This is a genomic window from Pseudomonas sp. 1152_12, from assembly GCF_052850675.1.
In genome coordinates, this window is sequence record NZ_VXCW01000002.1 from 14,358 (window position 1) to 28,743 (window position 14,386).

The window sequence follows — 14,386 nt, forward strand, 5'->3', positions numbered from 1 at the left end:
AGGCGCTTGTCGCATGAGGCGTTTGCAAGCCATTTCGGAAGGTGAGTGTAGGCGCCGGCTGGCACTCTACTTGCGGCATCTGTAAGGCCTAGGTTGATAGGGGCTAATGTCTCTGTGTGCACGTGGCTGATCCTTCAGTGAGTGGCGTCATCGCCATCACAGCAAGCTTGAGGGGCGCAAAGGCCACAGATAGTTATGGAGGGAAGGAAAATCAGCAGGCGGCGCCTCTGCCTCTCAAGTGGCGCACCGTTTACACTGCGCCATTGCGATGCAATATGTCGCATTGCCGTAAACCCGCGTAAAACCGGGGTTGGCGCTATAAGAAGTTGTCGCTTGGCGACAAGGTGGCGCTGAAAACTGTCCTTACAATCCCTGCATCGCCCGCCAGTTCCAGGCAGGCGTTCCTCTTCAGGAGACTCCGATGTCCGTTGAGCAAGCCCCGGTGCAACGTGCCGATTTCGACCAGGTCATGGTTCCCAACTATGCACCTGCCGCCTTTATCCCCGTGCGCGGCGCAGGTTCGCGCGTATGGGACCAGGCTGGCCGCGAGCTGATCGACTTTGCCGGCGGCATCGCGGTTAACGTACTGGGCCACGCCCACCCCGCGCTGGTCGGTGCACTGACCGAGCAGGCCAACAAGCTGTGGCACGTTTCCAACGTGTTCACCAATGAGCCGGCCCTGCGCCTGGCGCATAAGCTGATCGACGCCACCTTTGCCGAGCGCGTGTTCTTCTGCAACTCCGGCGCCGAAGCCAACGAGGCCGCGTTCAAGCTGGCCCGCCGTGTGGCGTTCGACCGCTTTGGGACTGAGAAGTACGAGATCATCGCCGCGCTGAACAGCTTCCACGGCCGCACCCTGTTCACCGTTAACGTCGGTGGCCAGTCGAAGTACTCCGACGGTTTCGGGCCGAAAATCACCGGCATCACCCACGTGCCTTATAACGACCTGGAGGCGCTGAAAGCCGCCGTGTCGGACAAGACTTGCGCCGTGGTGCTGGAACCGATCCAGGGCGAAGGCGGCGTGCTGCCGGCCGAACTGGCTTATCTGCAAGGTGCCCGCGAGCTGTGCGACGCCAACAACGCGCTGCTGGTGTTCGACGAAGTGCAAACCGGCATGGGCCGCAGCGGCCATCTGTTTGCCTACCAACACTACGGCGTGGTGCCGGACATCCTCACCAGCGCCAAGAGCCTGGGCGGCGGTTTCCCGATTGCCGCCATGCTCACCCGTGAAGACCTGGCCAAGCACTTGGTGGTCGGCACCCACGGCACCACCTACGGCGGTAACCCACTGGCGTGCGCGGTGGCCGAAGCTGTCATTGACGTGATCAACACCCCTGAAGTGTTGGCTGGCGTGAACGCCAAGCACGACCTGTTCAAGGCGCGCCTGGAACAGATCGGCGAGAAGTACGGCATCTTTACCGAAGTGCGCGGCATGGGCCTGCTGATCGGTTGCGTGCTCAGCGATGCGTTCAAAGGCAAGGCCAAGGACGTGTTCAACGCGGCCGAGAAAGAAAACCTGATGATCCTGCAAGCCGGTCCCGACGTGGTGCGTTTCGCCCCGAGCCTGGTGGTGGAAGAGTCGGATATCCAGGAAGGCCTGGATCGTTTTGAACGTGCGGTGAAGACGCTTACCCAAGCGTGATGGATACACATTTGTTGGTTGGGCCGGGTCAAATGTGGGAGGGGGCTTGCTCCCGATAGCGGACGGTCAGTTGCTGCAACTGGTACTGAACCACCGCCATCGGGGGCAAGCCCCCTCCCACATTGGGATATGTGTTGTTCCAGATATGTCCGGTATTTTTTCCTATGATTTTTCGAGTTAAGGAGTGACACCATGCTGGTGATGCGCCCCGCGCAAATGGCTGATCTGGGCGAGGTACAGCGTCTGGCTGCGGACAGCCCGATTGGTGTCACCTCTTTGCCGGATGATGTGGAACGCCTGAGCGACAAGATCGCCGCCAGCGAAGCGTCTTTCGCGGCCGAGGTGAGTTTCAACGGTGAAGAAAGCTATTTCTTCGTGCTCGAAGACACCGAGACCGGCAAGCTCGCCGGCTGCTCGGCCATTGTCGCCTCGGCCGGTTACTCGGAGCCGTTCTACAGCTTTCGTAACGAAACCTTCGTGCACGCCTCCCGCGAGCTGAAGATCCACAACAAGATCCACGTGCTTTCCCAGTGCCACGACCTCACCGGCAACAGCCTGCTCACCAGCTTCTATGTGGTGCCTGAGCTGATCGGTTCACCGTGGTCGGAACTCAACTCCCGTGGCCGCCTGTTGTTCGTCGCCAGCCACCCCGAGCGCTTTGCCGACTCGGTGGTGACCGAGATCGTCGGCTACAGCGACGAGAACGGTGACTCGCCATTCTGGGACGCCATCGGCCGCAACTTCTTCGACCTCAACTACGCCGCCGCCGAGCGCCTGTGCGGGCTCAAGAGCCGCACGTTCCTCGCCGAACTGATGCCGCATTACCCGATCTACGTGCCGCTGCTGCCGGACGCAGCTCAGGAGGCCATGGGCCAGGTGCACCCGCGTGCGCAGATCACCTTCGACATCCTGATGCGTGAAGGCTTTGAGACTGACCATTACATCGACATCTTTGACGGCGGCCCAACGCTGCATGCGCGGGTCTCGGGCATTCGCTCGATCGCCCAGAGCCGCGTGGTGCCGGTGAAGGTCGGCGAGATGGTCAAGGGTGCGGGCCGCCAGTACCTGGTAAGCAACGCGCAGTTGCAGGATTACCGCGCAGTGATGCTGGACCTGGACTACGCGCCCGGAAAACCGGTGATCCTGGACCTGGAAACCGCCGAAGCCCTGGGTGTTGGCGAAGGTGCCAGCGTGCGCCTGGTCGCAGTTTAAAGCAGAGTTTTGCGGGTGGCCTGGAGCAGGCGGCCCGTCTGAGGAGATAGCATGATCGTTCGTCCCGTACGCAGCAGCGATTTACCGGCCCTGATTGATCTGGCGCGCAGCACCGGCACCGGCCTCACCACTTTGCCGGCCAACGAAGAGCGTCTGAACCACCGGGTTGGTTGGGCGGAAAAAACCTTTCGCGGCGAAGCCGGGCGTGGGGATGCCGACTATCTGTTCGTGCTGGAAAACGACGAAGGCCGTGTGGTGGGCATTTCTGCCATCGCCGGTGCCGTCGGCCTGCGCGAGCCTTGGTATAACTTCCGGGTCGGCCTGACCGTCAGCGCCTCCCAGGAACTGAATATCTACCGCGAGATTCCGACGCTGTTTTTGGCCAACGACCTGACCGGCAATTCCGAATTGTGCTCGTTGTTCCTGCATGCCGATTACCGCAATGGCCTCAACGGTCGCATGCTGGCCAAGGCGCGCATGCTGTTTATCGCTGAATTCCCGCAGCTGTTCGGCAACAAGATCATTGCCGAGATGCGCGGCGTGTCCAACGAGGCCGGGCGCTCGCCGTTCTGGGAAAGCCTGGGCCGGCACTTCTTCAAGATGGAGTTCAGCCAGGCCGACTACCTCACTGGTGTAGGCAACAAGGCGTTTATCGCCGAGCTGATGCCCAAGTTTCCGCTGTACAGTTGCTTCCTGTCTGAAGACGCGCGCAATGTGATCGGCAAAGTCCATCCGGATACCGAACCGGCGCTGAGCATGCTCAAGAGCGAAGGGTTCAGCTACCAGGGCTATGTCGATATTTTCGACGCCGGTCCGGCGGTGGAATGTGAAACCAGCAAAATCCGTGCGGTGCGCGACAGCCAGTCGCTGGTGCTCGCCATCGGCACGCCGGGGGACGACGCCACGCCGTTCCTGATTCATAACCGCAAGCGCGAGGAGTGCCGCATCACGGCTGCTCCGGCCCGGCTGGCGGCAGGCACGTTGGTGGTCGATCCGCAGACCGCCAAACGCCTGCAACTGGTGGTGGGTGATCAAGTGCGTGCTGTTGCGTTGTCTGCTGCTCGGGAGTCGAAATAATGAATTCGCTGTATATCGCAGGTAGCTGGCTGGCAGGCCAGGGTGAACTGTTTGAATCGCGCAACCCGGTGACCCAGCAGGTGCTGTGGGCTGGCAATGGCGCCAGCGCCGAGCAAGTCGAGTCCGCCGTGCAGGCGGCACGCCAGGCGTTCCCCGGCTGGGCCCGGCGCCCGCTGGAGGAGCGCATCAGCGTGCTGGAAACCTTCGCCGCCACCTTGAAAAGCCGCGCTGATGACATCTCCCGCTGCATCGGTGAAGAAACCGGCAAGCCGCTGTGGGAGTCGGCCACCGAAGTCATCAGCATGGCCAACAAGATCGCTATTTCGGTGCAAAGCTACCGTGAACGTACCGGCGAGAAGAGCGGCCCGCTGGGCGACGCCACGGCTGTATTGCGCCACAAACCCCACGGTGTGGTGGCAGTGTTTGGCCCTTACAACTTCCCAGGCCACTTGCCGAACGGGCATATCGTCCCAGCGTTGCTGGCGGGCAATACCGTGCTGTTCAAGCCGAGCGAGCTGACCCCTAAAGTCGCCGAGCTGACCGTGCAGTGCTGGATTGAAGCCGGCTTGCCGGCGGGTGTGCTGAACCTGCTGCAAGGCGCACGGGAAACCGGGATTGCGCTGGCAGCCAACCCGGGTATCGACGGGTTGTTTTTCACTGGCTCGAGCCGCACCGGCAATCACTTGCACCAGCAGTTCTCCGGGCGCCCGGACAAGATCCTGGCCCTGGAAATGGGCGGCAACAACCCGCTGGTGGTGGATGAAGTGGCCGACGCGGATGCGGCGGTCTACACCATCATCCAGTCAGCGTTCATTTCTGCTGGCCAGCGGTGCACCTGTGCACGGCGCTTGCTGGTGCCGGAAGGCGCCTGGGGCGATGCGTTGCTGGCGCGTCTGGTGGCGGTAAGCGCGACGATTGCGGTCGGCGCGTTCGACCAACAACCGGCGCCGTTCATGGGCTCGGTGATTTCCCTTGGCGCGGCCAAGGCCTTGATGGACGCTCAGGAATTGATGTTGGCCAATGGCGCCGTGGCGCTGTTGGAAATGACCCAGCCGCAGGATCAGGCCGCGTTGCTGACACCAGGCATTATCGATGTGACCGGTGTGACCGAGCGCGAAGATGAAGAGCTGTTCGGTCCACTGTTGCAGGTGATCCGCTACGCTGATTTTGCCGCAGCGATCACCGAGGCCAACAACACCCAGTACGGCTTGGCCGCAGGGTTGTTGTCGGATTCCGAAGCGCGCTACCAGCAGTTCTGGTTGGAAAGCCGCGCCGGCATCGTCAACTGGAACAAACAACTGACCGGCGCCGCCAGTACCGCGCCGTTCGGTGGGGTAGGGGCCTCGGGCAACCATCGCGCCAGTGCTTATTACGCGGCGGATTATTGCGCGTACCCGGTGGCCTCGCTTGAGACCCCGAGCCTGGTGGTTCCAGCCACGCTGACCCCAGGTGTAACGCTGAAGTGAAGCTGACACTGATCTAAATGTGGGAGCTGGCTTGCCTGCGATGGCATCACCTCGGTCCAGCTGAAAGACCGAGTCGTCTGCAATCGCAGGCACGCCAGCTCCCACACTTGATCGGGTTACAGATAGAGATCTGCACCAGATGCCTATAAAAACAGATGTTCGTGGAGCCTCGCCGATGAAATCCTATGAAGTCAATTTTGACGGTCTAGTGGGGCCGACCCATAACTACGGCGGTTTGTCGTACGGCAACGTCGCGTCCCAGAGCAACAGCCAGCAGTCTTCGAACCCGAAAGAAGCGGCGTTGCAGGGCCTGCAGAAAATGAAAGCGCTGATGGACATGGGCTTTGTGCAAGGGGTGCTGGCGCCGCAGGAACGACCTGATGTCGCCGCCTTGCGTAACCTCGGTTTCAGCGGCACCGACGCCCAGGTCATTCAGCAAGCGGCCAAGCACGCCATGCCGCTGTTGGTTGCCAACTGCTCGGCGTCGAGCATGTGGGTGGCCAACGCCGCCACCGTCAGCCCGAGCGCCGACACGGCGGATGGCCGCGTGCATTTCACCGCGGCCAACCTCAACTGCAAATACCACCGTAGCATCGAACACCCAACCACCAGCCGCGTGCTGGGGGCGATGTTTGCCGACCAGAAGCACTTTGCCCACCACGCCGCGTTGCCAGCGGTGGCGCAGTTCGGCGACGAAGGCGCGGCCAACCACACGCGTTTCTGTCGTGACTATGGCGAGGCGGGCGTCGAGTTCTTCGTGTTCGGCCGCAGTGCGTTCGACATCCGTTACCCAGCCCCGCAGAAATACCCGGCGCGCCAGACCCTTGAAGCCTCCCAAGCCGTCGCGCGCTTGCACGGCTTGAAGGATGACGGCGTGGTCTACGCCCAGCAGAACCCGTCGGTGATCGATGCTGGCGTGTTCCACAACGACGTGATCGCCGTGGGCAACGGCGAGGTGCTGTTCTATCACGAGGACGCGTTCCTTAATACCGAGCAGATGCTGGGCGAGCTGCAAGGCAAGTTGGGCAAGTTGGGCGGCAACTTCCAGTCGGTGTGCGTACCACGCGCCCAGCTCAGTGTTGAGGACGCCGTGCGTTCCTACCTGTTCAACAGCCAGTTGCTGACCCGCGTTGACGGCTCAATGCTGCTGATCGTGCCGGAAGAGTGCCGCGCCAACGAGCGCGTCTGGCACTACCTGCAAGGCTTGACGGCCTCCGGTGGGTTGATCCGCGAAGTGAAAGTCTTCGACCTTAAGCAAAGCATGCAGAACGGTGGTGGCCCAGCGTGCCTGCGCTTGCGCGTGGCCTTGAACGAAACCGAGCTGGCGGCGGTGAACCCAGGCGTTATCATGACTGCGCCGTTGTACGAAACGCTGACCCAATGGGTCGACAAGCACTACCGCGACAGCCTGCGTGAAACCGACCTGGCTGACCCGCAATTGCTGCTTGAGTGCCGGACGGCATTGGATGAACTGACGCAAATCCTTAAACTGGGCTCGGTCTATCCTTTCCAGATCAATTAACGCCACCTCATTTACACCCTATGGCTGAGAACTATTTATGACCACCGACACCCTGAAACTGATCCTTGAAGACACCGACGGCACCCAGCTGGAAACCTCCTGCACCCGCGTTGCCGTGGTGTGGCAGGGCAAAGAAATCTGGATCCAGCACGACGGCCGTGGCCAACTGCTGATCGGCGTGGACGTGGAAGAGGGCGACGCCGAATATGCCAATCTGCTGATGCGCCCATTGGCCACCAACCTGATGAGCCTGCAACTGGAAATGGAACCGGCCGACGTTGAAGGTGATGACGACGATCACGTCCACGGCCCTGGCTGCAACCACTAAGGAAGCTGCTTATGCTCGCCCTCGGCAAACTGCTTGAACTGACTCTCGCCGGTCGCGAACCGGCGCAAAAAATTCAACTGACTGTCGATGGCGTGCAGATGCGCTGGCTCAGCGAGGGCGCACTTGAAGTGCGCCCGCCGCAGGCCCAGGACAACGGCAGCGACCTGCTGCTGTCGTCCGGCATCCATGGCAACGAAACCGCGCCCATCGAACTGCTCGACCGCCTTTTGCACGGCATTGCCCGTGGGGAGATCAAGCCCCGCACTCGGATTCTGTTCCTGTTCGGCAACCCCGAGGCCATGCGCCGCGGTGAGCGTTACCTGGAACTGGACGTCAACCGGCTGTTCAACGGCCGCCATGAACAAAATATCGGCCCAGAGGCCATGCGCGCCGCTGAGCTTGAGCAACTGGCCCGCAGCTTCTTCAGCCTGCCTGGCCGTTCGCGTCTGCATTACGACCTGCACACTGCTATTCGGGGTTCGAAGATCGAGCAGTTCGCGCTGTACCCGTGGAAGGAAGGCCGTCAGCATTCACGCCACGAACTGGCCCGCCTGTGCGCCGCTGGCATGCAAGCCGTGCTGTTGCAGAATAAAACCTCGATCACCTTCACCGCGTTTACCTACGAGCAGTTGGAGGCCGAAGCCTTCACGTTGGAGTTGGGCAAGGCACGGCCGTTCGGGCAGAACCAGGGGGTGGATGTGTCCCGCCTGGAAGCCCGGCTCAAGCAGATCATCGAGGGCGCAGAGCCTGAGACCGAGAGCCTGGATGGCTTGCAGCTGTTTGCCGTGTCCCGTGAAGTCATCAAGCACAGCGATGCGTTCCTGCTGCACTTACCGGCGGATGTGGAAAACTTTTCGCCGTTGGCGAAGGGGTATCTGCTGGCCGAAGACGTGGCCAAGACCCGTTGGGTGATCGAGGAGGAGGGCGCCCGCATCATCTTCCCGAACCCGAAGGTGAAGAATGGTCTTCGGGCGGGGATCCTTATTGTGCCGTGCGGCGAGGAGCACCTAGCTTAGTAAGGGGGCGGGGATAGTCCTAACTCCTTGCGCAAACCATTTTCACTGAAGGCTTCAGGGTTTGCGGTGCTAGGCGATGTCGTAGGGTCAGCATCGAAATCAAGCGGTGCGGCGCTACGGCTTACCAGTGTCGACAAGCGTTTTTGACCCATGGGCGAGGTGAGCAATAGCCGCAGGTCATCCTTGGCCCGCTCGATAAAATGTGCGCTGCCTCTGACCGTTATGCCGCTCTCTTGGATGTTTGCAGGGTCGATCTGAAAGAGCTGCATGAAACCACTTGGTCATCGGCAAACGCGTTCACCTTATCTCACTTTCCAGGTGAAGCCGGTAACTTCATGCTCAGTTCGGTCGTGGCGTTGTGATAAGTCGTGTCATTGGGTTTGAGCTGGGTGACGTCATTGCTTCCTTCACCGGCAAAGATGACGTTACTTGAGGTGCCTGCTTCGATGCTATCGTCGCCGGGGCCACCAATGAGAATGCTATGGCCTTTGCCGCCGACGATAGAATCGTTCCCCTCTCCCCCGTCAATGAAAGAGGTCCCGCCGGCCACTATTTCATCGTTCCCAGGGCCGCCGTAGGCTGTAATATCTGCGCAAAATTTCGCCAGGATCATATCGTCACCGGGGCCGGTTTCGATATGGCTCGACCCTTGGAAGACGGTCACGCTGTCATCGCCAGGCCCGGTGGAAAAGTTGGCGGTGGATGCAGCGCTAACAATGTAGTCGTTCCCTTCACCGGTATCCACGACGATGGGCGACTCGATGCCGTCATCGATTTGCACAAAATCGGAGCCACCTCGCGTGATAATTACCAGAATCTGATCCTGAGAAGCAGGGATGATGCAGAACTTTTCATCGTTGATCTCAATCAGGAGGGTTGTGGATGGAAGAGTCGTGCGAGACTTTCCATTGATTAGCACGTGAGTTCCCAGCGATTTTGCCGCGTACTTTTGCAGAGTAATCACGTCATCGTTGTTCTGAGTGGTGAAAATCAATTGATCCGCATCTGGGGTCACTCTGCGTCCGATCGTCAGTTGGTCGCTTGAGTGAAGCAATACTTGGGTGCCCGCTTCTGCGTCGGGCTGGTCACCAGGGGAAGTGTTGGCCGGTCCCGTGTCCACACCCTTGATGACATGGAACCCTTGAGCGGCTATCTGGCGTATTTCCAGTGTGTGTTGGTCTACTGCGGTCATGAGCATTCTCCCTATTCAGTAAGTGATGGCGGTAGTACGGCGCGCCAGGCTTACTAAACCGGAAAGCTCATGAGAGGTGGCGGTAATTAAATAGTGTCGAAAAAAAGCCCCGTACCTTTGCGGGCCGGGGCTTCGCGTTATGGCGCGCGACTCAGACAGCGAGTTTGTGCTGCTCGTTGCGCTTGAAAGCGCGCACCTTGTGCAGCGTATCGGCGCAGGTGCGCGCAGCTTCCTGGCCTTTGTGCACGAAGTGCTCATAGAAGAACGTGTGGTGCTCGCTGCCGGCATGGAAGTGATGCGGGGTCAGGGATACCGAGAACACCGGCACTTCGGTTTCCAGCTGCACCTGCATCAGGCCGCTGACCACCGATTGGGCGACGAATTCGTGGCGGTAGATGCCACCGTCCACCACCAATGCCGCAGCAACGATACCGGCGTAACGGCCGGTCTTGGCCAGCAGCTTGGCGTGCAGGGGCATTTCAAAAGCGCCGCCGACTTCGAAGAAATCGATGTCCGATTCCTGGTAGCCCTGGGCAATGATTTCGGCGAGGAAGCCTTTACGCGATTGGTCGACAATATCCTTGTGCCAGCAGGCCTGGATAAACGCGATACGCTCGCCGTGGTGGTTTTTGCTTTTGCTGTCGATTGCGGTGGGTTGCATGTTCTGACTCCTGTTTAAGAAAAAAACAGGGCGTTATGAATCGAATGGGATTTAAGGGTACGAACCACTGCGTCATGCAAGCATGAACCCAGCGCGCGGCCCTTAGGTGCCAATCCCGTTCTCTCTTCATCCGGACTATGACCGTCGGCCCCGGGATCACACCGGGTCTGCTGACCTTGTCGCCATCCTGCGTGAGCAGTTCGAGGCGCCAAGCGCTCGCGGGCTATGCACATTGCGTGCAATTACCGCCGGTGGGGAATTGCACCCCGCCCTGAGAACGTTGCCGCCAGAACCCTGGCGGCGCAGAGTTTTTAACATGGTTTTTCAAAAACTGCACGAGCGTCGTATCGATAACCTATATCGGTTTGTTTGGTTGGTATTCGATTGACGCTACGTGGGCCTTGATATTGCGTGGCGTCGCCCGCAGTAATCATCCATAAAGGCACTTACCTAACCCGTTAGAGGCACGTTTCATGTCTGTGATCGACCTGCGTAGCGACACCGTGACCCAACCCACCCCCGGCATGCTTGACGCGATGGCCAGTGCCGTCAGCGGCGACGATGTCTACGGCGAAGATCCAAGCGTTAATCGCCTGGAGGCCGAGTTGGCCGAGCGCCTGGGGTTCGACGCTGCACTGTTCGTACCCACCGGCACCATGAGCAATCTGCTGGCGTTGATGGCCCACTGCGAGCGTGGAGAGGAATACATCGTCGGGCAGCAGGCTCACACTTACAAATATGAAGGCGGTGGCGCGGCCGTGCTCGGTTCGATCCAGCCGCAACCGCTGGAAGTGCAGGATGACGGTTCCCTTGACTTGGACCACGTGTTGGCGGCGATCAAACCCGATGACTTCCACTTCGCCCGCACCCGCCTGTTGGCGTTGGAAAACACCATGCAGGGCAAAGTGCTACCGCTGGCGTACTTGGCGAAGGCGCGTGCGTTTACGCGTGAACATGGCCTGGCGTTGCATCTGGATGGCGCGCGTATTTATAACGCGGCGGTCAAGCTAGGCGTGGATGCACGGGAAATTGCCCAGCATTTCGATTCCGTATCGGTGTGCCTGTCCAAAGGACTGGGCGCGCCGATTGGCTCGGTGTTGTGCGGCGCCACGGCATTGATCGCCAAGGCGCGCCGCCTGCGCAAGATGGTCGGTGGCGGCATGCGCCAGGCCGGTTCGCTGGCGGCAGCAGGGCTGTATGCCTTGGATCACCAGGTACAGCGCCTCGCCGATGACCACGCCAACGCCCAGTGGCTGGGCGATGAGCTGCGCAAAGCCGGTTACGCGGTAGAGCCGGTACAGACCAACATGGTCTACGTGGGCATGGGGGATCGGGCGCAGGCCTTGAAGGCGTTTGCCGCCGAGCGCGGGATCACGTTGAGTGCGGCCTCACGCTTGCGCATGGTCACTCACTTGGACGTCAGCCGGGCACAGATCGAGCAAGTGCTGGCGACATTCGTCGAGTTTTCCCGAAAATGACAGTGCAGACCGTCTAATTGACTGTTTCTATCACATAAACACGCTGTACCACGGGCAAAGGGCCGATATAATGCGGCCCTTTGCCGTCGCTCCGTCTGATGACGTTTAGCACTGGCCTTTGGCCGCAGCCTCCGTGGAAGAACCTAATGAAAAGCGCAGAAATCCGTGAAGCCTTCCTTCGCTTCTTCGAAGAGCAAGGTCACACCCGTGTCGCCTCCAGCTCCTTGATCCCAGGCAATGACCCAACCCTGCTGTTCACTAACGCGGGGATGAACCAGTTCAAGGACTGCTTCCTGGGCCAGGAAAAGCGCGCCTACACCCGCGCCACCAGCAGCCAGAAGTGTGTACGCGCCGGCGGCAAGAACAGTGACCTGGAAAACGTCGGTTACACCGCTCGCCATCACACATTCTTCGAAATGCTGGGTAACTTCAGCTTCGGCGACTATTTTAAGAAAGATGCGATTACCTTCGCCTGGACCTTCCTGACCGGCGTATTGAAGCTGCCCAAGGAAAAGCTCTGGGTGACTGTTTATGCGACGGATGACGAAGCGTATGACATCTGGACCAAAGAAATCGGCGTGCCCGTCGAACGCATGATTCGCATCGGCGACAACAAGGGTGCGCCTTACGCGTCCGATAACTTCTGGACCATGGGCGATACCGGCCCGTGCGGCCCGTGCACCGAGATTTTCTACGATCACGGCGCCGATATCTGGGGCGGCCCACCCGGTTCGCCGGAAGAAGACGGCGACCGTTACATCGAAATCTGGAACAACGTGTTCATGCAGTTCAACCGCACCGCCGACGGCGTGTTGCATCCATTGCCAGCACCGTCGGTCGACACCGGCATGGGCCTGGAGCGGATCAGCGCGGTGATGCAGCACGTTCATTCCAACTACGAGATCGACCTGTTCACCAACCTGCTCAGCGCTTCGGCCGCCGCCATTGGTTGCGCCAACGACAACCAGTCTTCGCTCAAGGTTGTGTCGGACCACATCCGTTCGTGCGGCTTTTTGATCGCTGACGGTGTATTGCCGTCGAACGAAGGTCGCGGCTATGTGTTGCGCCGTATTATCCGTCGCGCCTGCCGTCACGGTAATAAGCTGGGCGCCACGGGTAGCTTCTTCTACAAGATTGTTGCTGCGCTGGTGGCCGAGATGGGCGATGCCTTCCCGGAACTCAAGCAGCAGCAGGCCAACATCGAGCGCGTGCTCAAGGCTGAAGAAGAGCAGTTCTCCAAGACCCTGGAACACGGCTTGAAGATCCTCGAGCAGGACTTGGCCGAGCTCAAAGGCACCGTGGTGCCGGGCGACGTGGTGTTCAAGCTGTATGACACCTACGGTTTTCCGATGGACTTGACCGCCGACATCGCCCGCGAGCGCGAGCTGACCGTCGATGAAGCAGGTTTTGAACGTGAGATGGAAGCCCAGCGTGTGCGCGCCCGCTCCGCCAGCTCCTTTGGCCTGGACTACAACACCTTGGTCAAGGTGGATGTGGCCACACAGTTCACTGGCTATCAGGCCACCGTTGGCTCGGCTAAAATTATTGCCATCTATAAAGACGGCAAATCGGTCGACGTATTGAACGAAGGCGAAGAGGCGGTAGTGGTTCTGGACCAGACGCCGTTCTACGCCGAATCGGGTGGCCAGGTGGGTGACTGTGGCTTCTTGAGCTCGACGTCCGGTCGCTTTGAGGTGCGCGACACCACCAAGACCGGCGGTGCGTTCCTGCACCACGGCGTGTTGGTATTGGGCAACTTAACCGTCGGCGCGCCGGTAGACACTCAGGTCGATGCCGACGTACGGCATGCAACCGCTTTGAACCATTCGGCCACTCACTTGCTGCACGCCGCGTTGCGTCAGGTATTGGGTGAGCACGTGCAGCAGAAGGGTTCGTTGGTCGACAGCCAGCGCCTGCGTTTTGACTTCAGCCACTTTGAAGCGATCAAGCCTGAGCAGATCAAAGCGCTGGAAGACATCGTCAACGCTCAGATTCGCAAGAACTCCCCGGTGGAAACCGAAGAAACCGATATTGAAACCGCCAAGAAGAAAGGCGCCATGGCGCTGTTCGGCGAGAAGTACGGCGACGAAGTGCGTGTACTGAGCATGGGCGGCAGCTTCTCGGTGGAGCTGTGTGGTGGTATCCACGCCAATCGTACCGGCGACATTGGCCTGCTGAAAATCATCAGCGAAGGCGGTGTGGCCTCCGGTGTGCGTCGCATTGAAGCGGTCACCGGTGCGGCGGCCCTGGCCTACCTCAATGCGGCTGAAGAACAACTCAAGGAAGCGGCCGGCCTGGTCAAGGGCAGCCGCGACAATCTGATCGACAAACTGTCCGCCGTACTGGAGCGCAACCGTGCGCTGGAGAAACAGCTGGAGCAGTTGCAAGCCAAGGCCGCCAGCGCGGCAGGCGACGATTTGTCGGCTCAAGCACTGGACGTCAAGGGCGTGAAAGTCCTCGCGGTACGCCTGGACGGTCAGGACGGCAAGGCGCTGTTGGCCTTGGTCGATCAGTTGAAGAACAAGCTCGGCCGCGCAGTGATCCTGCTCGGCGGTGTCCATGAGGAAAAGGTCGTTCTGGTTGCCGGCGTAACCAAAGACCTGACTGGCCAACTCAAGGCCGGTGATTTGATGAAGCAAGCCGCTGCGGCAGTGGGCGGGAAGGGCGGAGGTCGTCCGGACATGGCGCAAGGCGGTGGTGTAGACGCCGGCAGCCTGGACGCGGCCCTGGCCTTGACCGTGCCGTTTGTCGAAGCCGGCATTTAAGGCGCTGGTGTTGAGCCTATGGAATAG

12 protein-coding genes, 1 pseudogene and 1 riboswitch are annotated in these 14,386 nt (G+C 60.0%); of the genes and pseudogenes, 10 read left to right on the plus strand and 3 right to left on the minus strand.

All coding sequences use genetic code 11. The annotated features are described in order from the left end of the window. Positions 1–421 precede the first annotated feature (421 nt). The 8 genes and pseudogenes from FW764_RS02675 (at position 422) to astE (ending at position 8,263) form a co-directional block, all read left to right on the plus strand. Complete coding sequence (locus tag FW764_RS02675; RefSeq protein WP_446432638.1) at positions 422–1,642, plus strand: aspartate aminotransferase family protein; 1,221 nt, start codon at positions 422–424, stop codon at positions 1,640–1,642. Between the two features lie 7 nt (positions 1,643–1,649). Further along, a pseudogene (locus tag FW764_RS02680) lies at positions 1,650–1,823 on the plus strand (hypothetical protein); the annotation flags it as partial. Positions 1,824–1,834: 11 nt separating this feature from the next. Then, positions 1,835–2,854 (plus strand): arginine/ornithine succinyltransferase subunit alpha, encoded by a 1,020-nt coding sequence (gene aruF, locus FW764_RS02685; protein WP_446432639.1) that lies wholly within the window; start codon positions 1,835–1,837, stop codon positions 2,852–2,854. Between the two features lie 51 nt (positions 2,855–2,905). After that, positions 2,906–3,931, plus strand: a complete 1,026-nt coding sequence (astA, locus tag FW764_RS02690; RefSeq protein ID WP_446432640.1) for an arginine N-succinyltransferase — start codon at positions 2,906–2,908, stop codon at positions 3,929–3,931. Beyond that, on the plus strand, positions 3,928–5,397 hold the full coding sequence (gene astD, locus FW764_RS02695; RefSeq protein ID WP_446433073.1) for a succinylglutamate-semialdehyde dehydrogenase: 1,470 nt from the start codon (positions 3,928–3,930) through the stop codon (positions 5,395–5,397). The genes astA and astD overlap by 4 nt, the downstream gene beginning before the upstream one ends. A 175-nt stretch (positions 5,398–5,572) precedes the next feature. Continuing rightward, positions 5,573–6,919, plus strand: coding sequence for an N-succinylarginine dihydrolase (gene astB / locus FW764_RS02700; protein ID WP_446432641.1), 1,347 nt, complete (start codon positions 5,573–5,575; stop codon positions 6,917–6,919). Positions 6,920–6,956: 37 nt separating this feature from the next. Continuing rightward, the gene (locus tag FW764_RS02705) at positions 6,957–7,247 is read left to right on the plus strand and encodes a hypothetical protein (protein WP_003214319.1); all 291 of its coding nucleotides are present in this window, start codon (positions 6,957–6,959) and stop codon (positions 7,245–7,247) included. An 11-nt stretch (positions 7,248–7,258) separates the two neighbouring features. Beyond that, positions 7,259–8,263 (plus strand): succinylglutamate desuccinylase, encoded by a 1,005-nt coding sequence (gene astE, locus FW764_RS02710; protein WP_446432642.1) that lies wholly within the window; start codon positions 7,259–7,261, stop codon positions 8,261–8,263. On the opposite strand, the gene FW764_RS02715 is transcribed toward astE, so the two are convergent. The 3 genes from FW764_RS02715 to FW764_RS02725 form a co-directional block, all read right to left on the minus strand. After that, on the minus strand, positions 8,260–8,532 hold the full coding sequence (locus tag FW764_RS02715; protein WP_446432643.1) for a hypothetical protein: 273 nt from the start codon (positions 8,530–8,532) through the stop codon (positions 8,260–8,262). The genes astE and FW764_RS02715 overlap by 4 nt on opposite strands. Positions 8,533–8,570: 38 nt before the next feature. Continuing rightward, on the minus strand, positions 8,571–9,455 hold the full coding sequence (locus FW764_RS02720; protein WP_446432644.1) for a calcium-binding protein: 885 nt from the start codon (positions 9,453–9,455) through the stop codon (positions 8,571–8,573). Positions 9,456–9,606: 151 nt separating this feature from the next. Further along, positions 9,607–10,116 (minus strand): 6,7-dimethyl-8-ribityllumazine synthase, encoded by a 510-nt coding sequence (locus FW764_RS02725; protein ID WP_446432645.1) that lies wholly within the window; start codon positions 10,114–10,116, stop codon positions 9,607–9,609. 113 nt (positions 10,117–10,229) lie between these two features. Next, positions 10,230–10,399, minus strand: a riboswitch (FMN riboswitch). Positions 10,400–10,589: 190 nt separating this feature from the next. Between FW764_RS02725 and ltaE the strand changes: the two genes are divergently transcribed. Further along, positions 10,590–11,594, plus strand: a complete 1,005-nt coding sequence (ltaE, locus tag FW764_RS02730; RefSeq protein WP_446432646.1) for a low-specificity L-threonine aldolase — start codon at positions 10,590–10,592, stop codon at positions 11,592–11,594. A 146-nt stretch (positions 11,595–11,740) separates the two neighbouring features. Continuing rightward, a complete protein-coding gene (gene alaS / locus FW764_RS02735) occupies positions 11,741–14,359 on the plus strand; it encodes an alanine--tRNA ligase (RefSeq protein ID WP_446432647.1) in 2,619 nt (872 codons plus the stop codon). The last annotated feature ends 27 nt before the right edge of the window (positions 14,360–14,386 follow it).

What these genes read in the sequence shown, in the direction of transcription:
- ltaE (WP_446432646.1), top strand. Translation starts at nt 10,590, where the DNA reads ATGTCTGTGATCGACCTGCGTAGCGACACCGTGACCCAACCCACCCCC.
- astE (WP_446432642.1), top strand. Translation starts at nt 7,259, where the DNA reads ATGCTCGCCCTCGGCAAACTGCTTGAACTGACTCTCGCCGGTCGCGAA.
- FW764_RS02725 (WP_446432645.1), bottom strand. Translation starts at nt 10,116, where the DNA reads ATGCAACCCACCGCAATCGACAGCAAAAGCAAAAACCACCACGGCGAG.
- FW764_RS02675 (WP_446432638.1), top strand. Translation starts at nt 422, where the DNA reads ATGTCCGTTGAGCAAGCCCCGGTGCAACGTGCCGATTTCGACCAGGTC.
- FW764_RS02715 (WP_446432643.1), bottom strand. Translation starts at nt 8,532, where the DNA reads ATGCAGCTCTTTCAGATCGACCCTGCAAACATCCAAGAGAGCGGCATA.
- astA (WP_446432640.1), top strand. Translation starts at nt 2,906, where the DNA reads ATGATCGTTCGTCCCGTACGCAGCAGCGATTTACCGGCCCTGATTGAT.
- FW764_RS02705 (WP_003214319.1), top strand. Translation starts at nt 6,957, where the DNA reads ATGACCACCGACACCCTGAAACTGATCCTTGAAGACACCGACGGCACC.
- FW764_RS02720 (WP_446432644.1), bottom strand. Translation starts at nt 9,455, where the DNA reads ATGACCGCAGTAGACCAACACACACTGGAAATACGCCAGATAGCCGCT.
- astB (WP_446432641.1), top strand. Translation starts at nt 5,573, where the DNA reads ATGAAATCCTATGAAGTCAATTTTGACGGTCTAGTGGGGCCGACCCAT.
- alaS (WP_446432647.1), top strand. Translation starts at nt 11,741, where the DNA reads ATGAAAAGCGCAGAAATCCGTGAAGCCTTCCTTCGCTTCTTCGAAGAG.
- aruF (WP_446432639.1), top strand. Translation starts at nt 1,835, where the DNA reads ATGCTGGTGATGCGCCCCGCGCAAATGGCTGATCTGGGCGAGGTACAG.